General features: G+C 41.1%; 16 protein-coding genes. 4 read left to right on the top strand and 12 right to left on the bottom strand.

Annotation, left to right across the window (positions count from 1 at the left end):
- Window positions 1-25 precede the first annotated feature (25 nt).
- From DWX26_RS11930 to DWX26_RS11900, 7 genes are all read right to left on the bottom strand, one after another.
- Window positions 26-1,735, bottom strand: a complete 1,710-nt coding sequence (locus DWX26_RS11930; protein WP_117801816.1) for a glycoside hydrolase family 13 protein — start codon at window positions 1,733-1,735, stop codon at window positions 26-28.
- Between the two features lies 1 nt (window position 1,736).
- Window positions 1,737-3,077 carry an alpha-galactosidase gene (locus DWX26_RS11925; protein WP_118601493.1) on the bottom strand — a complete coding sequence of 447 codons (1,341 nt, stop codon included), beginning with the start codon at window positions 3,075-3,077 and terminating at the stop codon, window positions 1,737-1,739.
- Window positions 3,078-3,115: 38 nt separating this feature from the next.
- Window positions 3,116-4,783 (bottom strand): glycoside hydrolase family 66 protein, encoded by a 1,668-nt coding sequence (locus tag DWX26_RS11920; protein WP_118601492.1) that lies wholly within the window; start codon window positions 4,781-4,783, stop codon window positions 3,116-3,118.
- Between the two features lie 123 nt (window positions 4,784-4,906).
- The gene (locus DWX26_RS11915) at window positions 4,907-7,471 is read right to left on the bottom strand and encodes a TIM-barrel domain-containing protein (protein ID WP_158580608.1); all 2,565 of its coding nucleotides are present in this window, start codon (window positions 7,469-7,471) and stop codon (window positions 4,907-4,909) included.
- Window positions 7,472-8,332: 861 nt separating this feature from the next.
- Window positions 8,333-9,172 (bottom strand): carbohydrate ABC transporter permease, encoded by an 840-nt coding sequence (locus DWX26_RS11910; protein ID WP_117801812.1) that lies wholly within the window; start codon window positions 9,170-9,172, stop codon window positions 8,333-8,335.
- A gap of 14 nt (window positions 9,173-9,186) precedes the next feature.
- On the bottom strand, window positions 9,187-10,122 hold the full coding sequence (locus tag DWX26_RS11905; RefSeq protein ID WP_117801811.1) for a carbohydrate ABC transporter permease: 936 nt from the start codon (window positions 10,120-10,122) through the stop codon (window positions 9,187-9,189).
- Window positions 10,123-10,213: 91 nt separating this feature from the next.
- Window positions 10,214-11,566, bottom strand: a complete 1,353-nt coding sequence (locus DWX26_RS11900; protein WP_118601490.1) for an extracellular solute-binding protein — start codon at window positions 11,564-11,566, stop codon at window positions 10,214-10,216.
- A gap of 235 nt (window positions 11,567-11,801) precedes the next feature.
- Between DWX26_RS11900 and DWX26_RS11895 the strand changes: the two genes are divergently transcribed.
- Window positions 11,802-12,680 (top strand): helix-turn-helix transcriptional regulator, encoded by an 879-nt coding sequence (locus DWX26_RS11895; RefSeq protein WP_055267222.1) that lies wholly within the window; start codon window positions 11,802-11,804, stop codon window positions 12,678-12,680.
- 298 nt (window positions 12,681-12,978) lie between these two features.
- On the opposite strand, the gene DWX26_RS11890 is transcribed toward DWX26_RS11895, so the two are convergent.
- A complete protein-coding gene (locus DWX26_RS11890; protein ID WP_118601489.1) occupies window positions 12,979-15,132 on the bottom strand; it encodes a glycoside hydrolase family 3 N-terminal domain-containing protein in 2,154 nt (717 codons plus the stop codon).
- Window positions 15,133-15,223: 91 nt separating this feature from the next.
- Window positions 15,224-17,017 (bottom strand): family 43 glycosylhydrolase, encoded by a 1,794-nt coding sequence (locus tag DWX26_RS11885; protein WP_118601488.1) that lies wholly within the window; start codon window positions 17,015-17,017, stop codon window positions 15,224-15,226.
- Window positions 17,018-17,353: 336 nt separating this feature from the next.
- Between DWX26_RS11885 and DWX26_RS11880 the strand changes: the two genes are divergently transcribed.
- From DWX26_RS11880 to DWX26_RS11870, 3 genes are all read left to right on the top strand, one after another.
- A complete protein-coding gene (locus tag DWX26_RS11880; RefSeq protein ID WP_117801808.1) occupies window positions 17,354-18,340 on the top strand; it encodes an aldo/keto reductase in 987 nt (328 codons plus the stop codon).
- Between the two features lie 89 nt (window positions 18,341-18,429).
- A complete protein-coding gene (locus DWX26_RS11875; RefSeq protein ID WP_147398126.1) occupies window positions 18,430-19,197 on the top strand; it encodes a hypothetical protein in 768 nt (255 codons plus the stop codon).
- Window positions 19,198-19,200: 3 nt separating this feature from the next.
- On the top strand, window positions 19,201-19,899 hold the full coding sequence (locus DWX26_RS11870) for a nucleotide exchange factor GrpE (protein ID WP_022461003.1): 699 nt from the start codon (window positions 19,201-19,203) through the stop codon (window positions 19,897-19,899).
- 299 nt (window positions 19,900-20,198) lie between these two features.
- On the opposite strand, the gene DWX26_RS11865 is transcribed toward DWX26_RS11870, so the two are convergent.
- The 3 genes from DWX26_RS11865 to DWX26_RS11855 form a co-directional block, all read right to left on the bottom strand.
- Window positions 20,199-21,467 carry an extracellular solute-binding protein gene (locus DWX26_RS11865; protein WP_022461239.1) on the bottom strand — a complete coding sequence of 423 codons (1,269 nt, stop codon included), beginning with the start codon at window positions 21,465-21,467 and terminating at the stop codon, window positions 20,199-20,201.
- A 90-nt stretch (window positions 21,468-21,557) separates the two neighbouring features.
- Complete coding sequence (locus DWX26_RS11860) at window positions 21,558-21,914, bottom strand: hypothetical protein (protein ID WP_022461240.1); 357 nt, start codon at window positions 21,912-21,914, stop codon at window positions 21,558-21,560.
- A 110-nt stretch (window positions 21,915-22,024) separates the two neighbouring features.
- Window positions 22,025-23,239 carry a M56 family metallopeptidase gene (locus DWX26_RS11855; protein ID WP_022461241.1) on the bottom strand — a complete coding sequence of 405 codons (1,215 nt, stop codon included), beginning with the start codon at window positions 23,237-23,239 and terminating at the stop codon, window positions 22,025-22,027.
- Window positions 23,240-23,259: the final 20 nt, after the last annotated feature.

The following is a 23,259-nucleotide window of genomic DNA, read 5'->3' as shown; positions in this document are numbered from 1 at the left end:
AAAGAACTCCTTTCCCGCAGTTTTTTCAACTGCAGATTTCTTCTATTATTTCTCCATTTTTTCTGCACACAATGTAAAAATTTCCCTTTGAAATCAAAATTGATCTAGCGTTTTCGACTGTAATCTCTACTGTGTCATCACTGTCATTTACAAAAATTTCTATTATCTCCGTTTCATTTTCACGCGCAAAACCATATACGCGTCCATCTGCCAAAACTGTTGTAAACGAACCGTTTCGTATGGCAGAATGTTTTTTTCGAAACTGAATCAGTCTCTGATAAAAACGGAAACTCTCTTTTTCTCCCGGATTTTCTTGCCACGTCATACACTTTCGACAGTCCGGATCATTTTCTCCGTCAATTCCTGCTTCGTCCCCATAATAAATGGACGGCGAACCCGGAAACATCATCTGCACAACAACACCAAGTTTAAAGGAATCTAACCGATGACTACAACTGTTGATAAAACGCTTGGTATCATGTGTGTCCAATGCATTAAACATAGCCATATTAGTTTCATCAGGATGTCGCGACAATGCAGTTTCCAACCGATGGCCAAATGTTTCGGCGTTAATACTCCGTTCTGCAAAAAAGTCCAGCATTGCCTGGCGGAAAGAATAATTCATAATACTGTCCATTTCACATCCGTTCAGCAGTCGTTTTCCCTCTGCCCATGTTTCACCAATCAGAACAAGTTCCGGGTTCAAGCGTTTGAGTCGATCTCTGATTTTGAGAACAAAATTCTCATCAATTTCATCAATCACATCAAAGCGATATCCATCCACTTGTACTTCCCGTACCCAGTATTCCAGTACATTCAAAAGATACTCCTGTACCTTCTCGTTTCCTGTATTCAGTTTTGGCATGCCAGCAAATCCAAAAAAACATTCATAACAGTCTGCCTCTTCCCTTACCGGAAAACGAGTAATATGATACCAGCTCTGATACTCTGATTTTTCTTGCTTTTTTAAAAGATCAGCAAATGCAAAAAAATCTGTTCCAGTATGATTAAACACAGCATCTAAAATAACCCTTATGTTTTTTTCATGTGCTTCTTTGACCAGAACTCGCAGATCTTCATTGATTCCAAAATGAGGATCTACTTTATAGTAATCCGTCGTATCGTATTTATGATTTGAAGGAGACGTAAACACCGGGTTCAAATAAATACATTCTACTCCAAGCTCTGCCAGATAGCTAAGCGATTTTCGGATTCCATCCAGATTTCCGCCCATAAAGTTGGAAGCTGTCGGTTTACTTCCCCACGCCACACAATCCTCCGGCGCATAAGACGGATTTCCTTTGCGGAAGCGCTCTGGAAATATCTGATAGTAAATCGTTCCTTGACTCCATTTGGGTGGCATATACTCTACAGTACACTTATTGGCATATGCATATTCGAAAAAGCCGGAATCCGGACATTTTTCAACTGTTCCCCACGCATTATACCAACGCGTATCCCCGTTTTTTCCCGTCACTCGAAAATAATATTGAAGATATCTCGCCGGCTTTTGAAAAGAAACCACTGCCGTATATACAACCGATGTTCCTAAATGGTACTGCTCTGACATTCTTTCTTCTTTCGTTGTTTCTTCTCTGTGATTCTTATGAAAATAAACCAACGTACACGTTTCTATGTCCCCACTCGCTGCCCGGAAAGAAAATCTCAGATGAAACCGATCCGGTGCATAAATTTCCGGGTACATCCCGCTGTGATAAAAAGCAGCCAGATTCATACTAACTCCTTTCCGAAAGTTTCAGTACCCGGCATCCATGTGGCGGAAGCATGGTATGAAAGCTCTTCATTTCTCCGAGATCTTCATGCATCCAAAGATCCCTGACACTGGCAGCTCTGCACAACAACACTTGTTTAAAATCAATCTCTACTTCTTTTTCTTCTGCATCTCTATTAAATACGGAAAGAATAATCTCTCCTGTTGCTTCTTTTCCAATCCAGATGGTACTGTCCGGATTTTTGGTATCCGTTGATAATGGGAAGGATAAAATTTCTTTTTTATTCAACGCAAGAAGTTCCTCATTCTGATAAATCCATGCCCGATCTTTGATCGTATCATACTGATCTGCGATATCCAGCGGCGCTCCCGCAATCAGTTCCAGCGATACAGCCGATTTGCACTCCTCATCATTTGCAAAGGTATTCAGGCGAAGCATATCCGCATCCATGATCATGTTGTGGTCAGCAAAAATTTTTGACCAGTAAATCAGGCCTTCAAATGCTGTCGTGCACTGAGACCAATAATCAAAATGCAGTCCTCTGTTTCGATCACTAAAAGTATCCCAGCCTCCCGTACCGGAGTCTTCGTTAATACGCGCCATCTGTCCCATGCCAAACTCATTCTCACCATTGTTTTTCAAATGCGGCATAACAAGACTGATCATTATCTGATCCCCTGCTGCTTCCTTGATCCATTCGAGAACTTTTCGGTAATTTGCTGATCCATGATTTCTGCCAATCTGCTTTCCTTTATCCATTCCATCTTCGTACCAGGAAAGAAAATCAATTCGTAAAAAAGCTACATGGCAGTCAATAAAATACTTTACATATCCTTGCACATACTCTTTTGCTCCAGAACGATCTACATCCACCCAATACAATGCTCGATCTTCTCCATTTGGATAAGAAAAACGATCCCCCGTTATTTTTTTCTCATTTTCTCCATTATAAACATACGACAAATCTGTGATTTCTCGCACCGGAATATTTGTTCCTTTGACCAAAATTTCTTTGTTCTTTACCGCTGCCGGGCTGATCCAGGTCGGATTGTAGTAAACGCCGAGAGCCATTCCTCTCTCATTCAGATAGTCTGCCCAATATTTCCAATCATGTTTCCATGAATCATGATGACGAGTTAGATATCCATTTTCATTGATGCAGAAAGAATCCTCGATCCATCCATCTGTGCATACCATCTCGTATCCATATGGAACAAATTCCTTTGCTACCCAATCAATATTTTCTTTGAACCGTTCTTCTGGCATAAAAGTATTTTCAGTAAACTGTTTCTCATAGGTACACCAGTAAAGGGGTCCTGTTTTTTTATCTAATTTCAATCTCATGTAAAAACCCTCCTGTTTTTTTACCTACGCTCAGAATCCTATTCCAAACGCAGATATATAACAGAAAACACCAATAATTTGTCCAATTCAAATATAATTTCCTGTCTTTGATCATCCCCTAGTTTTACTTTATAATACACTTCTTCTGGCTCCTGAATTTCACCGTCCGGTGTCACAACGTATATTTGTTTCTTTTCTCCCGGAAGTTTTGCCTTCACTTTTATCTTTTCTACACGCTGTGGGAATTCCTCATGTGTTCTATTCCAGTTCATGTCCGAAATTCCCGTAAAATTCACACATCGTATTGAAAATTCTCGTCCTCTCTTATAAATTTGAATCCATACCTTTCCTGCTTCCGGATACGGTGACCAATCAACATTTTCGAATATAAATTCTGAGTTGATTCCTCCTGCATACTGCATCGTCAGATCCGTCCAACTTTCCGGAAATAAAAGTCCGCCGTACGCGGTAATAAAATCATAATATTTTTTCAATGTTTTTCGGAACGAATGTTCCCCAATTCTGCAGTTGTCCGGATAATATGCCTCTGTCAGAACACTTCCTTCCTCGCCCAATAGAAGATGGTATCCGCCAGAAGCGAAAATTGTTGCCATTGCAAGCTGCGCTGTAGATCCCTTCAGATTTCTTTCTGGTTCTGTTTTAAACGGATTCAAATACGCTGCCAGAATCACCCTCTTCTCATCTTTTGTTTCCCGAGCATGCGCAATCAAACGATATAGATCTCTATAAGTATCATTCGGCGACCAGACCTCTATATAAATACAATCTTCGCGACTCTTTTTTACCGAATCTACCGGCCAGTTATTTACTGCATTAAAAATGAACTGTTTTTCCGGGTATTTTTCTTTTGTTTCATTGATCAAATCACCAAAATCATCTGCCAGATCTCGAATGACATATTTTCCATTTTCCAGAATTAATGCCTCTTTCGGATCTCCGTATTGATCCATATGTACGCCATCAAAACCTTTTTCCAGCGCTTTTCCATATTCCTGTAAAATCCGTTTTCTCCACGCCGTTCCCCTGTGAATATCCATCAACCATATTTTGTCAATGAAAATCATTGGTTCTCCATTATCGTACCGATAGATACATTCCGGATGTTCTTCCTGAAATGATTCTGCACCGTAAACAGCGCCATATGCTATTGCCTTTGCACCGCAAGCGTGCACTCCTTCGATTTTTTTCGCAACAGCAGTCATCGAACCTTTTCTTCCCATGATATCTGTATAAATATCACTCTCCGGATAAAACTCATCATGGCGGTACATCCAGTCATAAAACTGAATCACATTCAAGTGCATTTCCCTGAAAAATTCCTGATACTCTTCTTTTTGTTTATCTTCCTCAGAAAAACTGCTAAGAAATCCATATCTTGGAGCTTCTGTCCAGCAATTCACAACATCAAATGCCGTGTAACAGCTCCCTAGTTTTTCAGTCTTTTGAAAGAATTCTATTTTTACCAGATATCCACCCGTTTTTTCTGAAATGCTTTCCGCAAGTGGAATATACACTCCTTGTTCCAGGGTACATTCCATTTTCAGATTTTCTCCCTGATACGTAAACAACGAAACTTTCACGTGATTTGCTTTCGTCGGCCCTGTTTTTTTTATTTCCAGCCAGACTCTTTCCCCAATTTCATACTGCGTTTTATTAGGTATTACATAAAACCCTGTATTTTCCATCTTCCACCCTCTCTTTCCATGAAATGTTTCGTTTGTTTTTGAGAAAGTCCCCTCTTCGAAATTAAACCGAAGACGGGACTTTCTCTCAAGAATCTTCGCAGGGATCACTTCGTCATTTTGATACTATTGTTCTTTATGAATTACATGGATTTCTATTTTTTCCAATTTCGGAACACTGACAACAACTGCTGCATCCTCTCTCCAATACCAACCGGAGCCATAATTCAATGCATTCAAGGATGCACTCTCTGAAAGAGAAACTCCATTCAACTCCAGACTTTCTGGCTTTCTGTCAAAACCAAGAAGAACAATAAATTCTGTCTCGGATGCATGGCGAAGCATAAAGAAATCTTCACCCGTTTGGCCCAAAATATTGTATTCAATTTCTTTTCCATCCGCATACCGTTTGCCTGAGGTTTCATTTAAAGCTCGGCTCATAAGAACTGTATTCTTTTTTTCATATGTCATGCTTTGTCCAAGCTGCAATTCTCCATTCATAACAGACAGAATGCACGCTCCTTCCCGAATATAAACAGGAATTTTGTCAATTGGAACATCCACCTGAAGAATTCGGTTTCCACCAACCATCTTTCTGAAATCCAACAAATTGATCCATCTTCCTGCTGGGAAGTAAATTCTTCTCTGTTCCCCTTCTTGATGAACCGGAGCAACTAACAGATCTGAACCATAAAAATATTCATCTTCCCAATAGACAGCCTCTTTATCATTAGGAAATACCATTGGCAACGGTCTCATCATTGGTATGCCTGTTTTATGTGCCTCTTCCGCTGTATGAACCGAATATTTCAGAAGATTTTCTCTTAGCCATGCATAAAATTTATAAACAGACACTGCATATCGACTGTAAACCCACGGCTCTCTTGGGGTCACTCCATGGAAACGCATAATCGGTGAGAAGGCTGCAAATTCCGTCCAACGGAGATACGTTTCTTCGTCTGCAAATCCTGAATAACCTCCTGCATCAACACCCCAGAATGGAAAACCGGAAGCCGCCAGTGTCAGACCTCCATTCATTGCATAAGTCAGGCCTCTAAAGCTTGAAAGCTGGTCTCCACCAAACTGGCAGGAATACTTTTGAACACCCGCTGCCGCAGATCTTGAAAACAGCACGTGATCTTCTCCTTTATATTTTTCAAAGAGTTTTCGATACGCTTTTGTATAATCCAGCGCGTAAGCGTTGTGCATTTCATCTCCCGTACGACCATCGTAAAACACTGCTTCATCTGGAATAATTTCTCCAAAATCCACCATAGTTCCATCAAAACCTGCATCCATTCGATCATGCCATTGATTTTCCAGAAGTTCCTCTGCTCTTGGATGTGAAAAATCAATAGCACATGGAAGAACTTTTTCTCCATGATAACCCGGCGTTCTTGTAATTGGCAGATCTTCTTCCGCACAGTTCGGCAGAAGTTCCTTTGCCTGCTCCATATCCAGATGTGAAAACTGCCACGAAAAAACCCGCATCTTCTGTTGTTTTGTAAACGCAGCAATCTTATAAATTTCTTCTTTGTTGTAATGGTCTTCCCATTTCCAACCAGCACCCTCTGCATACAGGCCAGAATGTGGGATATCAAGATTTTTAAACTTCCGTACAACACCTTCCATCTCCTGGATTACATCGTGCGTCGGTCCGTCCATCCATCTGCCTACCCCACCGCCGGCCCACGGTTCAAACACCCACGCAGGCGGAAGCAGCGGTTTTCCGGTTAAGGCTGTATATTCCTCCATGTTTTCTAAGACGCTTCCCGTAAAAACATAAATATCTGCTTTGGGTCCTGCTGTTGTGATTCGAAGCCCTTTACTGACTCTTCCAATATCTGCTCTAATTCTGTAAAAACTGTTAATAAACAAAGAGTAACCTTTTGTAGAGTGTAAAAATGATACATTTTTGTAGGACTGATTTCCAATAGAACAATTACAACCTTCAAATGCATCTCTGTGCCACAAAGAAAGTACCCGACCTCTCTGGTTTACGGCATCAAATCGTTCACCGAATCCATACACCATTTCTCTTTCCAGAAGTGGTTGGCACACATCGAAACCTTTGCTTCCTGCATAATCATAGAGCTTGAAGTTATCTGCATCCAATACAAATTTTTCATCTGCACAGATCTTCCAATCTTCTCCCGCTGTAATCACAATCACAGAATGTGCTGTTTTGATCTGATATTCTCCCTCTATTTCTGAAAATGTATACGAAACTGCTTCGCTGTCAAAATCTCCTTTTTCTCTTGTATAAAAGCGAAAACCACGATTCTGTGGAATCAATACGGCATCGTAGGTGTTCAAACCATATTCGTACTTTAATACGATCTGATTCCCCTGATCTGAAACAGATTTCAAATGTGTGAATCCAATCCAGTTGTCTTCGTCTGCATCTCCAAGTGTATGATCTGCATACCACCATGCCGTGAGCGTTCGGAAATAGCCAATCAAGACATCCAGTTCTCTGCAGGCTGTCGCAGTATCTCCTTTTCGAAGTGCTTCGTTGCAGAGACGTCTCTGTACCCAAGGATCCACTTTATCAAAAGAGTTTTCACATCTTGCATTTGGGAAGAAATCCATTCCTTCCAACATTAACACATCCTGCCATCTTTGTACGGTTATAATCCGATCTGGCAATTCATCCGGTGTTGTCGATGTCAGCGATTTCTGCAAATGCATAATCTCAGCCCGCTCATTTATAGATGGCCATTCCAGTGTCGCCGGCCGCTGCCAATGCATCGTTCCATCCGGTAGGATCACGCAAGCACTGTTGGAATAGATAACCTGCGGTGTTCCTCCAGGTGTGCACTCAATAAAGCTTTCCGGATCAAAATCAAATCTGGACTCGTAATTTGCATTTAAATCCAACGGATTCAAAGCCAACACTTCACTGGTCTGATTCTTTTTCCGGTAAACCTGAAACTTAAAATATTTTTCCGGAAATCCACCGAACAGCTCCCATGGGATTCCAAACATGACACGCCAACAGTTTTTTTCTACAGCGATTTTGCATGTATATTTCCATGATGGGATTTCTGTTTTTACCGCATCATTTTTTTCGGTAAAGTAATCATTTAAAATTGCTTTATCGCCACCGAAATAGGTCATTCCCTTTTCCGTCCTGGCTCCCGCCTGTTTCTCTGTGTCTGCACAAAATACTGCGTAGTCTCGCTCTCCAAAATTTCCGCTGCTCAATGCAATTTCTATCTTATCTTTGCGAAGCATCCATTCTGTTTTCAGCACATTTTCATCAGACGGACGGGAAACCCTTGCCTCTTTTTCATAGCAAATCAGATACAGATACAGATTTTTCTGATCCCACATCATCCGTAGATTTGTACTTGAAACGGTCTCTCTTCCGCCTGCACTGTAAAATGTGTCCATTAACACCGCATGTTCCCATTCATTTAAATTCACAGGAATGGAAGGTACTGCCGAAACCGGTGCACCAAGTTCAACTGCTGCAATACCAAACGACTGTTTTTTTCTAGTTGTAATCATACTTCACCTCCCGGCTGAAATTTTGCAGAGAATCCGATATTATCCTTTTATGGAACCGTCCGTAATGCCCTGCTGCATAAACTGTTTCTGAAAAATAACAAACAATACAATAATCGGAATAATAACAATAACACTGGCAGCAAACATCAGGCCATAGTTCGTCGTATACTGTCCACGGAACAGTTGCAGTGCAACGGAAAGTGTTCTCTTGTTTGTCGATTTTGTAAAGGTAAGAATATCAAATAGGTTCGACCAGTATCCATTAAACGCCAATACTGCCTGTGTTGCAATTGCCGGTTTACTTAACGGAATAATGCAATGTAACAAGGTCTGAAACCTGGTTGCACCATCAAGGTACATGGACTCTTCCAGCTCTTTCGGCACTGCTTCAAAAAAACCTCTATAGAAGAAGGTGTTTCCTGCCACACAAGTGCCTCCCCACAGCAGCCAAATTCCTTTATAGGTATCAATCAGTTTCAATCCGTTTAAAACAGTGTACTGGGAGATCATAGCCAGCTGTGCCGGAATCATCATTGTGAGCAACAGCAAGTTAAAAATAGGCTCCTTTCCTGGAAACTGGAATCGTGAGAAAGAATATGCCATCGTGATCGAAATTAACAGATTTACGATAAGGCCCACTACAGACACGTATAGTGTGTTGAAAAAGTACGTCTGAAAATGGTTTGCAGTCCACGCTTTTACATAGTTTTCCAGATAAAGTGGAAAATTCGGAAATAAAATTGGCTCGTTCGGCAAAACACCTTTTACCTTCATAAATGAAGTCGAAATCATTGACAAAAAAGGAAGAAGGCATATTGCTGTCAACGCTACTAAAATCACATGAATACAGATCTGACTAATTATTTTCTTTTTCTTCATTGCTGCTCTCCTCCTTAAAGATTTTCACCATAGCGAAGGAATTTCTTCAGTCCCATGGAAATAACAAATACAACAATACCCATGACAATACCACAAGCGGCCGCATACCCAAAATCGAAATAATTGAACGCCCTCCGGTAAATATAATCCATAACAACATCTGTTGTTCCGAGCGGATCTCCTTTTGTCAACAGGAACACCTGAATAAAGATATTCATTGCACCGTTAATCAGATTAATCAGTAGATAAAGCGTAGTTCCTCTTAATCCAGGAAGTGTAACGTGGAAGAATTTCTGAACCGCATTGGCTCCATCCATCGTTGCAGCTTCATACTGATCTGATGGGATTCCAAGAAGACCGGCGGTGTAAATGATCATAACCCAGCCATAGCCCTTCCAGATTGAGCAGATCCAGATAACAAAGTTTCCTGTCCATGTATTCTTCAACCATGCTACCGGCTCTTTTAAGATTCCGATGGTAGTCAGACAGTAGTTTACAAGACTTCCTTCATCCGGTTGGAAAATATAATCAATGATATTACAGAAAACAACCCAGTCACAAATAACTGCAATATATAAGAGTACTTTATATACATTTTTTCCTGTTTTCAGGTTATGAATCAAAACAGCAACGATCAGGCCAAGAACCAACTGTCCTGGCACAGTAACCAGAACTGCTAAAATATTATTTCGAAATGCAATCCAGAAAAAATAGGCATCAGATCCTTTTGTTGAAATATCTTTGAACATTTTAGCAAAATTACTTATTCCAACAAATGTATTTTCCGAACCTGGCATAATGCTATAATTTGTTAGTGCAATATAAATATTCTTAATTTGTGGATATAATACAAAGACAATAAATAAGGTCATTCCCACTGCAAGGAAGGGCAAAACGGCCAACCATTGTTTCAGACCTTTGGAAAATCTTTCTGATAAAGGTTTTTTCATAACAGATACCTTTCCGGGCTGCTTTTTATCGCCCTATAAACAATTTCCACAGGCAAGAAAGCCTGTGGAAATTTGTTTCATCTTTCTTGAATTATGATGCCTCACCTGCAAGCAATGCATCCAGTTCCGGAGCAATCTTATCGAGTGCGGACTGTGCCGTATCCTCATGAAGAACTGCGCTCTGGAATGCTGCAGAGAGTTTATCTGAAATTTTCTCCCATGCCGGAGATGGGGTACGGGATACAGCTCCCTCAAGCTGTTCAATATACGTACTCATATTCGGTACTGCTTGTACTTCTTCAGATTCGGCAATTGTTTTTACAGTCGGGATCAGATGTCCACCGCCTACAGCCTGTGCTGTCTGAGAGAATTCACTCATTAAGAACATTGCAAATACCCAGGATGCTTCTTTCTTATCGCTACTCTCAAACATAACCAGATCCTCGCCACCGTTAACGGTAAGAGATCCGGCTTTACCAGCCGGCAGAAGTCCTACTTCTACTTTTGCCAGATTTTCTTCATCATCATTTGTGAAGAACCATGGACCCTGATAACTAAACAGATAATTTCCATCGTAAAGACCATTTGCTGCATCCGGCTTTCCACCTGTGAAGCAAGGTCCAATAATTCCTTCATCATACCACTCAACGATAGTCTCCAGTGCCTTTACACTATCTTCACTGTTGACATAACCAGATGTTTTCGTATAGTCCTCATTGGTATAAACGCCGCCCAGAGAATGAAACAATGGAGCCATAGCCCAAGAGTTTGCCCCCTCGCATGCGATCAGATACTGATCTGAGCCAAGCTTGTCCTTCAATGCAACAACTTCATCGTAAGTTGTCGGAATACTGTCAATATTCAGTTCCTCCATCATGGTCTTACTGTAAACGCCTGACAGACAGTTTGTGTTCAATGGCAATCCATAATATTTTCCATTGTAATAATTAGTACTCAGCGGTCCTTCGTACAGATTATCTTTCAGATCTGCAAATCCTTCCAGATCATCAACTGCTGCAAGTGCTCCCATCTCAGCAAGTTCTGGAACCCAGATAATATCCATTCGCATCAGATCCGGGCCTGTTCCACTGGAAAGGCTGGTAATAATCTGTTGCATCAATCCATCGTATGGCATTCTTACAGCATCAACATGAATATTTGGATACTGTTTTTCAAACTCAGGAATAATGGTATCTACAAGAACCTCTTCCTCTGAATCACCATGTGTATGCCAATAGGTAATCGTTACATCGTCTCCATCGTACTGGATACCTGAACCAGAAGTATCTGAGCCCGTGTTGGATGTATCAGATGCGCTGGCACTGGCACTACCATTGTTAGAAGAACTCTTCGTATCCCCACTTTTGGAATTGCTTCCACATCCAAAAAGCACGGATGCTGCAAGGATTGCTGATAGTGAAACTGCTAATGTTTTTCTTTTCATCTCTTTTCCTCCTTTAGAAAAGTTCGTTTTTGTTATAATCTATTTTTATACTTTTTCTTATCTTTTCTCAAGACGCTTTCTTATCTAATCTATACAGTATTTTTACTTTATATCACTTTTTTATAGACTTTTTAACGAATTTCGATTAATATGTTATTGTGCAATCTTTATGGTATGTGATCATTTTTCCTTTTTTATTCATGGTTAATCTACAATTCAAAAGAGGGCAAAGCATATGGAAATTATCGAATATGAACCAATCAATTTGTATGACGGACGCTTTTGCAAGGTATTTCATTCTGACTGGATTCAGTTAGAAAAACCTAAAGATGTAAATTCAGCACCGCATTTTCACTGGCATAACAGTTTTGAATTTAACTGTTCTATTTCTGGAACACTGCGCTGTGAAATCGGCTCTACTATGACATATGCAAAAGATAATGATTTTCTTTTTGTGAACCCAAATGTTATTCATAAGTCACTTGAAGTTTCTGCCTCCTTTCTAGGATTTGCAGTGCTTGTTCCTGTCTCTATCATACAGCTTTTTTTTAACCCAGATAGTAAAAACTACCCTATTATAGAACAGGATGTTGTGAACAGACATCGGAAAGAAATCATAGAACTTCTTATGGATATCTACCGATATTCACGATCCGAAAAACCGGTTGATCTCCTTGGGATGAATGCCTGTGTTCTCCAAATTTTTCATATCCTTCTCTCTGAAAGCATGGCTGCTCCGACTTGTACTACCCCCCCCCGATCCAAATTAGAGGATTCGATTTCTTTTACCGAATATCTGGCAGCACATTATAGAGAACATATCACTCTGGAAAGTGTTTCCGAACATTTTGGCTTCAATCCGACCTATTTTTCCAGAATATTTGCCAAAAAAACAGGTCGCAATTTTAATGTCTATCTTTCTTCGCTCCGATTAGACCATGCGACCCATCTCCTTGAAACTACGACTTCTTCTATTCCTGATATTTCAGAAGAAAGTGGTTTTTCCAGTTCCCGCGCTTTTATTGAAATGTTTAAAAAAGTAAACGAACTCACGCCAAAACAATACAGGGACCAATGCAACGAGCACAAAAAAGTGCATCACTCCAATGACTGATTTTTTTCTTCTGACGTGCAGGCATGTGGTTCTTCTAATACTGCACCGACGTTTCTCCGTATCCTAGAGCGTGTCTGAAAAAGGCTTTTACGCTAGACGTTGATATGCCTAACGTCAAAACAGCTCAAGTGCATTTCTGCACCTGAGCTGTTTTTCTGCTTTTTCAACTATAATTGCATCATGCAAGCGGCCTTACGCTTCCTTCCGTAATTCCATTCTCATTAAACGCATCGACTCTCACATACACCGTTTCGCCATAAATCAAATCCTTTTCAAAATCTTTCATGTCTCTTTTCTCCTATGCTTGTATAATGTTCTCAGAAACAAGGTGGTCACTACTGTTTCCAATACTGATACGCAGTTTCATTCCGCTGCTGACGGTTTCCATGTTTTTGCCATAATATGAGAATTCTTCCTGGTCAATAAAGAAATCTACATCCTTCTTTTCTCCCGGATCCAGAAAGACTTTCTGAAAACGGACAAGCTCTTTCATCGGACGCACCACAGATGCATGTAATGTTTCGTAATAACACTGAACGACCTCTGCCCCCGCAATATTGCCTGTATTACTTACCTTACAATGTACATGCACTCTTTTGTCCTGTTCCATCCGAACTTCAACATCCGAAACATCAAACTCTGTATAGGATAATCCAAAACCAAATGGATATAATGGTGTATTGGGAATATCCATATATCTGCTGGTGAAACGGTTCTCCAGGTTATCTGCAGTAAGCACATGCCCGGTTTTTACATCCCAGTAGCTTATGGGCACCTGTCCCACACACCATGGGATACTCACAGCTAATTTGCCGGAAGGGTTTATTCTGCCATACACAAGATCTATGATTGCTTCAGCTCCCATAGTGCCGGGTCTCCATGCCATAATGACAGCCTTGGATCTTTCTGATATCCTCCACAGGTCCAATGGTCTTCCTGTAATTACCACAGTCACAATATTACTTGTACGTTCTGCTATTTTTTCAAATAACACCTGCTGTTCTTCCGGCAAAGTCAGGAATGCCCTGCTGGCAGCCTCTCCTGACTGGGACTCATGTTCCCCAAGTACACATACAACCGTATCTTCATGGGTTATCGTTTCCAGCCACTGCTCATCCCTTGGCTTGTCAGACACTTCCTGTTCCACCTGCCATATCTTACACTCTTCATCAGAAAGAATATTGCATCCTGTAATACATTCTGCTTCTATCTGCTTTTTTTGTAAAATATCTTCTATTGTTTCAACTGCCTCATGTTCTCCAAAAATCGACCAGCGGCTTAAGAATTCTCTTGACGCTGTATAAGGACCTGCCCAGATAACTTTCTTCTTCCTGCTTAATGGCAGCAGCTTTTCATTTTTCAAAAGGACACAGCTTTCGCCAGCCAGCTGATATGCTTTTTCCCGGTTATGCATAGTCAGTTTTCCACTCTTTCCAAGACCGGCAAACGGATTTTCAAAAAGCCCAAGCTGATTTTTCATCATCAGGACCCGGAATGCACTTTCATCAACAAACGCTTCCGGTATTTTTCCGCTTTCTACCAGTTTTCCCAGACACAGCATATAAGCAGGACTCATCATATCAATGTCTACACCGGCTTCTGAAGCCTGGATTGCTGCTTCTTCCATATTAGCTGCCACTCCCTGTTCTTCCAGCTGACCTATGGAGCCCCAATCTGAAATTACAGTTCCCTCAAATCCTTCCTTATCCCGCAGAAGCCCTTTAAGAAGTTCCTTATTTCCGCTTATCGGTTTACGGTCAATAGCATTAAAAGCTGTCATGACCATAGCAGGCTTTGCTTTTAATGCCATACGGAAAGGTTTTACATACTGTTCCAGAAATGTCCGCCGAGATATTTCAACATCATTATATTCCCTTCCTGCATTCACTGCCCCATACCCCGCAAAATGCTTCAGGCATGCCGCTATTCCAGTATCATCCTTCTGCTGATAGCCATCTACCATTGCTTTTCCCATGATCCCATTTACATATGGATCTTCTCCAAAGGATTCCATCATTCTTCCCCATCTGGGATCTCTTGAAACATCAATCATAGGAGAAAATGTTGCTCTGAGCCCTTCTGAAGATGCCTCCAAGGCAGCTATAGAAGCCGCCTCAGACACCAGTTCCGGATGAAATGAACACGCCTGCCCCAACGGAATCGGAAAAATCGTCCGACATCCATGGATAACATCTGCCATAAAGAGAAGCGGGATATGATGGGGATGCTGTTCCATATATCTGCTCTGGATATCATAAATTTTATCTTTACCGATCACTCCTAGCACTGAACCGGCATATTGAATGATCCATTCCGGTGGTAACTGTTCGCCAACAACACCGGTAAGCACTGCCTCTTTGTCAAAATATACACCGGTAAGCTGTACCATCTGTCCTATTTTTTCCTGCAAAGACATTTCTGAAAGCAATTGCTGCAATTTATCTATTTCCATGATTACTCCTTATGTTTGATCTGTCTATTTCTAATGTTCATTTCTCCAAAGAGCACCTGAGCTGTTTTTCTGCTTTTTCAATATAATTGTATCATACAAGCGGCCTTACGGTTCCTTCCGTAATTCCATTTTCATTAAACGCATCGACTCTCACATATACCGTTTCGCCTTCGACCAGCGCGCCAATATTCTGCTCCGGCATAAAGGTCATGCAGCTGTGATACAGCTTGTCCGGATCAAAACCCCAGAGGACGTTGTATCCGACGGCGTCTGTCTGCGGCTCAATGGTGATGCGCATATCCATGGTTCCGGTTCGTTCTGCCTGATACTGCGGTGCGAATGGTTTTTCGCCGTTGCCGAGTCCGAAGACACGAAAGCCGGAGATGCATAGATTCTGATTGTACGGTACTTCAAAAACAGTAAGTTTCAGATAGCGGATCTGTACACCCTCTTCTTTTACAACGAAATCGTGTGGCAGATTAGTTTCTGCGTCTGATTTGTCTGCCAGGACAAAATAGTTTGTTCCATCGGCGGATGCCTCAAGCAGCCATCTTGTTTTATGCTGACTCGGGTCGATATATCGTTCGCCCTGACGCTCGCCCGGCAGGGGTACATCGATTTTATCATCCGCAAAATTGATCTGTACGGCGCGGACATCTTTTACCTCACCAAGATCCATCGAAATCCACTCGCCCGGCTGATTTCCGGCGGCGCGCCACCAGGTCTGGATATTTTCATCTGCCGCAAACGACGGTTCTCTGCCTTCTTCAGAGGACGATGCACTCATTGCTTTCTGATAGCTTAAGAGATACCACTCCGGTTTTGCCCATGGATCTTCTTTTTCCTGCTCCACTGCCATCGGCCAGTCGCCGAACTGCTGATTGCAGAACAGGACACCATCTTCGTCAAAGCCTGCCCGCCAGATGCCAACACGACGCTCCATATCGTGGTTTTTGCTGATCTGCATTGTCGCGGTATGCCACCAGTTTCCATAGCGGTCTTCCATCGTCGAACCGTGGCCTGCACCGCGCAGGAATCCGCCCGGTTTATAGGAATATGGATTGTTCTTTGCCAGATGGAACGGGCCAAGCGGGGAATCACTCTCGTAAACACCGTCACCGTAAACGTTGTATTCCGTTCCCGGGCCGGCATACTGGAGATAATAGATTCCATTGTGCTTTGTCATCCATGCGCCCTCGATGAACGGTCTCTGGCTGAACATAATTTTGGCAAACCCGATCTGCTCCTCCGTCAGATGATCCGCATCTTTTCCCTGTACTTTCAGAAATTCTTTGAATTTTTCAACAGCTTCTTCTTCACTCAGCGGCATTTTGGAATGATTTTCTCCGACGCGCTCGTATCCGATTTTTTCCGGCTGACCGTAGATCAGTTCTTTTCTCTCGGTCTTTGGAACCATCGTCTCCGGTTCAAGCTCCACACCCCAGATCGGAGTCACGTTATTGCATCCCCAGTAAAAATAGAGCTTTCCGTCATCATCAAGAAACAGGTTCGGATCCCAGAAATCGAAGGTTCCCGGAATACGCTCAAACGGACCGTTTAAGATATCTTTCGTGCGGTAAAAATCGCAGATCGTGCCACGACGGGATGCGCTGAAATACACGTAATCGCCGACCACGCGCACATCCGGCGCATAGTCATACAGCGGCAGGCTGTCCGGCAGACGGTGGCTCTCCCAGTGAACCATATCCTCCGAAACCCAGACGCTCAAAGTCATGGATGCAAAAATATAATATTTTCCCTGAAATAAAATCATCGACGGATCGGCGGCCTCGCGGGAAATCTTGTCCTCGCCGCTTCTCATATCCTCGATAAACTGGTAACGGTAGTCCATGTTTAATGGATTGCAGTAATACTGTTTCTTCATGTTTCCTCTTTTCCGGATTGTGCGTAAAAACCCCTGCAACATGCTTTCGCACATCCTGTCTTTGTCTTATAAAAAAATTTTAGCATACTCCGGGATGAAAAAAAATGTTCTGATTTGACTTTTTACTTTTAGAAAACTGACTTTCACTTGATTTTGTATATGTTCCTTCACATGTTTTTCCTGTTCTTTCTCTCGTTCTTCATGCTTTTTGAACATACCCTTCTTTTTGCATCAAGTATTGGACAAATCTGTATTCCGATTTTACAATGGAAGTATCTTAGAAAAGCACGAAATCATGTACTCTGGGAGTACATCATCGCACAGGGAGATTTTTTCATGGAATACACAAAACTTGGAAATTCGGATTTAAAGGTATCGAGAATCTGTATGGGATGTATGGGATTTGGAAATGCAAAAAGCGGCATACATTCCTGGACACTGGACGAGGAGCATTCCCGCGCGATTTTAAAACGCGGTCTGGAACTTGGTGTAAACTTTTTTGATACCGCTGCCGGTTATCAGAGCGGCACCAGCGAGCAGTATCTGGGACGCGCGCTGAACGATTTTGCAAAACGTGATGAAGTCGTTGTCGCAACAAAATTTTTCCCGCGCAGCCCGCAGGAAATTGCAGACGGGGTGAGCGGAAAAGATCATATTTTAGGTCTTCTCGATCGCAGCCTTACGAATCTTGGCATGGACTATGTTGACCTTTATATCTGCCATATGTGGGACTATCACACACCGGTAGAAGAAATGATGGAGGCATTAAATTCAGCTGTCGTTGCAGGAAAGGTACGCGCCATCGGTATTTCTAACTGCTTCGCATGGCAGCTGGCAAAAGCAAATTATATTGCGGATAAGAACGGCTGGGCCAAATTTGTTTCGATTCAGGGACATTACAATCTGCTATTCCGCGAGGAGGAACGCGAGATGGTTCCGTTCTGCAAGGATCAGAATATTGCACTGACACCGTACAGCCCGCTGGCTTCCGGCCGCCTGGCAAAAAAACCGTCGGAGCTTTCCAAACGGCTGCAGGAAGATACGTACGCAAAAGGAAAGTATGATGCGACGAAAGAAAAAGACGCCATCATTATCGACCGCGTCGGTGAACTTGCAAAGAAGAAGGGGCTGACGAGAATCCAGATTTCGCTCGGATGGCTGCTCACAAAAGTAACTGCTCCGGTTGTCGGGGCGACAAAGGTATCGCATATTGAAGAGGGCGTCAAAGCCATCGGTGTACAGCTGACACCGGATGAGACTGCTTATCTCGAAGAGCCATATGTCCCGCATGCACTGGTCGGCGTAATGCGCGAGAACCCTTGATAAAAAGTAACTGCTCCGTATCTTCACCGTTATGAGTCAGGCGGATATTACGGATGCTTCACGAGAGAAACACAGACGAAGAAGACTTTATGCAGGAAGCAGAAAGCGCAGTTTCTTCTACCCTGGAGCCTTGTTCGATTCGATATTGTATTGCTCTGATGAAGGAATTGAAAATGGAGCTTCAAAAAACTGCATTTGCACAGATAAGCGATTGTGTGCTTGCCCTTTCTATACCGGAAATTATAACGCAGAAAAATGTACGGACCGCCATGGAAAAAGCAGGCTTTCATGTAATAAGGGTTATGACTGCGACAGATGCTTGTGCCCTTTCAAAAGCACAAGATATGAAACATGACCAGCAATTTGGGGTTCGTGTGATTTCAAATTGTAAAAAGCAAAATCTGCTGGCAGAATTTTCAGCATGGACAGATCAAACTAATATGCTGGAAGGATTGGAATATACCATCGGAGAGAATACTCCAGAAATGATTCCAAATATGACGTACTATTATCTAAGTGATACGAAATCGAGAGAAACACTGGGTCAGGAAACAATCGGATACGAGGATCTTTCCGTTGTGGCCGCGGATAGAACTGCAGCCCAGGGAGCCAGACTTACCAATCCTACCGCGAAGCCTATTACCATGCTTGTACTTTTCCCATGGACCGCCGGAATTGAAATTTCAACCATCCAATGGGGAAAGGAATGCATTCCATTAACCTGGCTTAACGAAGAACGACACATGATTCCCATGCGAACAGATGGTTTCGACATTTTGCTGGATTCCGGAATCAAAGGAAAAGGTCTGAACCTGTATCTGAAATCAAAGGATTCTAAAAGGAAAGTCAGAACCTAGAAAATGGAGGAGATCTGTCCTGAATTTCCAAAGGATGCAAGCCGGCTGAAAGCATGGATCGAGGTTGGAATGGAATGCGGCGATTTTACCCTGATACTGCAATCAGGAGAGAATCTTGCAAAGATAGATTTGAGTCAATTCACAGAAGAAAAGCCGAAACGCTTCCCGATAAATACCGTTTTCGTACCGGAACAGCTTCTCGCAAATGTACTTCAGGCCGGAAAAGAGTTTTGCCTGGGGGCGGAAAATCTGAACCCCACAACGAAGGCTTCTGCAATTGGAAAGAGAATCCAGATGATCGCCAGACAGACACAAGAAGTATTTGCAGACTGTCATGACGGAGATACAAATATCCGAGTCAGCACATGGATTGAAAAGCTGCTGGCTGTAAAAGACAATCTCGAATATGGAATTGTCAGTTCGGAACGAACGACGAATCGCTGGGCCTATATGGATGAAAAGCTTCTTATGATGGATTTCCGTACAGCTTTGGCGCAGAATTTATATCAGCTGAATGTCTTACCGATGGAAGCAAATGGTACAATATTTGATCCTCATATCCATGATGCAGTGCACATCGAAGAAACCGACCGGGTGGAAGAAGACAGAGTTGTCGAGGAAATACAGAAAGGCTACTTCTTCGGAGAAAAACTGTATCGACCGACAAAGGTTATTGTTTCTAAAAATTCCTGTCAAAAGTAATGCTCTGTCATATGTGTCTTGATATATACGAATCAATTTCTCAAACGCACAGATCATTAACCGATATATAAATTAAGGGTGAAGAGGAGCCTGTTTTTAAAGCTCCTCATCACCCTTGACAAACCCTAAAAGAATTTAACCGAATCAACCAAGTCCTGATAAGCGGTGAAGCAGCTATTCAGTTATGAGCAAGTAACGAAGCGGATTGCGAATATCCGCTTTAGCTTTACAGACTGTTCCACAGTACTCCGGAAAATCTGTTTCTTGCAACTCTCACTCCACAGGGCTGATTTTTTATGTCATTTCTGTATTTTTCCCTTCCATTTCTGTATTGTTTTTATGAAGACATGCTCTTTTTGCTTTTCATCTTCCTGTGCCTCATACTTAGATAATAAGGAATTAAGTTCCCTGTCCCATACCGAATAAAATCGAACGGTGTTTACTTCTTCCTGTATCGTTTTGATTTGTTTTTGATCTTGTCTCGAAAGACTCCGCATTCGTTTTTCTAGTTCCTTTTTGTAAATAGAAACCCCTTGCGGAAATCTTATATTGCTTGCCTCTCTTCTATCTTCTAACTCTATTCCTTTTCCTGATAAAACTTCTTCACTGTATAGCATTTGTAAAAAGGAGACTGCTTTTAAAGGTTGCTTTGTGTTCTTATTAATTCCTGCATAAAGTGTAACATTTGCAGTGAATCCGCCTTCCTGATTCGGCATTGCAAATACCGTATGAACTGTTTTTTCACCTCCAAGTTCTTCCAAATCATTTAGACTTACTACTCCTGTATCTTTTATTTTCCAGTTTAAAGCTAATGATCTTGTTTTTAATGCTACTGTTTCATCCAAAACTTTTTTTATCTGCTCTTCCGAATATAGAAGTGTTTTTTTCTTATAATCAACTACCTCACTAAATGTATCAAAAAATTGAACCCCACTTCTTTGCCCTACAATCTGTTGAATTGCTTTTTCTTTTTGTCTGGCTAATTCCAGCCAATTTCTTGATATTTCTGTATTTTCCGGTAAATCCTGTGTTGTAAATGCATATAGAAAATAATCGTATGTCATAGGAATCAGTATTTGTTCCTCATTAGCCATACCTGCAGACAAAATCTTCTCTTCTAAAATATCTATATCAAAATATTTCATGTATGGTTTCAACGAAAGAAAGGTTCCCTGATACATTTCTTTTTTGGGGTCCTCAAAAACAACTGCTCTTTGCTCACTCCAGGTCGGATTCGGCCCTTCTGCCAAAAATACATCCGGCCCTTCTCCTGTCGTAATTTCATTCTGGATCTCCTGTACTTTTTCTTCCGAAGCCTGTTGCCCTGATGGGATTACCATTAGTTCCACTCCATTATTTTTATATATTTTCTTCCAGGCTGCCACTATTTGAAGTACCGTTTTTTTATTTTCTTCATCAACACAAATTTTTAATGGCATTTCCGTTTTCTCAATTTCAATCTTGGCTTGTGTATCTGCATATACCGTTTCTGCATTTAAGCTCCCACTGACTAATGTGATGTTAATCAGAATCAAACCAAAAATTTCTTTCAACCTTTTTCCCATCATTATGCTACCCCCTATGTTTCTATATAGCACAAGGCTATTGCATGACTTCTGTTTTTTTACATATCATACAACAGCCTTGTGTTTTAACCATTAATTATCATATCCGTGACAAATTGTTCTTGTTTCTTTCACATTAGCAGTATTTCCTGCGTTACAATTTAAACATTTTGTAGTTTTTATTCCTGTTCTATACTGCTTCAAATCAGTTCCCCATGCGTGACCATGAGTACATGTAACTGTACCACTGCTTATCCAGCTTCCCCATACGGTTGACGATGTTATTCTTCCTCCACATCTCGGGCAAACTGCAGCATACGGCATAATTTCTTCATACGCAAAAATATTCTTACTTTCGATAACATCCGCTTTTGTTACATTGGCAGAAAATGTACTGGCCAACATTAAGGTCATTAGAAAAATGGAAATTTTTTTCTTTACCGCTTTCATACTTTTCTCCTTAAAAATTTATTATACCTGTCAACGTACGTTCTACATTTGTATAACAAAAAATACCATACTTCCTACTTTTTGTCAATCTTTTTTCTACATTTGTCTAATTAATCATTATACCCATGGCAGACTATTTTTTCTTGCCTGATCTTTATCTCAAAAAAATTTCCACATTCATTACACCTGATTTTTTCTACTCCATATCTGGCTTTCTGTAAGTCATCTCCCCATGCATATTGATGTGTACATACTACATTTTTTTCATTTTCCCATGCATTCCAAACCACTTCTCCTTGTACCGCAGCTTTGCATTTGGGACAATTTTCTATATGCGATGATGACCATATTTGTCGCGCTATTTGCATTTCCGAAAAACTCAAAATAATTATTCCAAAAAGAAAAACAGTGACGTATATTCGAAGTTTTTTTCTTGCTAAAAACACATTGTAAAATCGTTCTTTCAGTATCTCTGTTTCTGATACCATTGAAACAACTCCAGACAATTCTTTTTTCGTTTGTTTTGAAGCCACTTTTAAAATAACATTGCAATAATCTTTCCGTTGCGTCAGATTCATATGTTTTGTAACAGTCTCATCACAGACACATTCGATATCTATATTTGCCATTTTTTGCACCCACAGCATTGGGATACAAAACCAATAAACATCCCTTATAATTTGAAGAAACCTTTTATACCATAAATCGTGTTTTTTCTGATGTGTCAATTCATGTAAAAAAATCAAATACCATTCTTCATAGGAGTAATTTTCCGTTTCCAGCATTTCTTGTGGAATCAATACTTTTGTATTTCGTACACCAAACAACATAGGAGAATAAAAATCTTGATTTTCACAGACCCATATTTCTGTTTTTTTTATTTTACAAACTTCGCTTGCTTTTTTTAGAGCTTCTAATACGGAATTTTTTTGCATCTTTTTACATTCTGCAAATATTCTTTTTTTCCATATTCTATATTGTATTGCGTGAAACAAAAGACATAAAATCATCCCTGCAATCCATATATACAGCAAAAATTTTTCGCCTGACATCCACCTTCGAATTGAAACGTTTCCCATTTTCGTCATGATCGCGGTCTTTTGATTTTGTTCCCCGATATAATATGCCGGCATAGAAATCATAAAAGGATGTTGCCGAAATTTCTCTGTCACACTCCAAAATGGAAAGCACATTTTAAGTGTCAGAAGTATCCAGACTATCTTTCTCCAGTAATGACCGAGCCTTTTCCCCATTATTTTTTGTACAACATATGCCATAAATGCGACTATGCCTATTGAAAGATTCCACTTTATGATAAATGCCATCTGTAACTATATCCTCTACA

It is taken from the genome of Blautia sp. AF19-1, from assembly GCF_003479155.1.
GTDB lineage: Bacteria > Bacillota > Clostridia > Lachnospirales > Lachnospiraceae > Fusicatenibacter > Fusicatenibacter saccharivorans.
The sequence above is the reverse complement of the archived record's forward strand: the minus strand, read 5'-3'. Positions and strand labels throughout refer to the sequence as shown.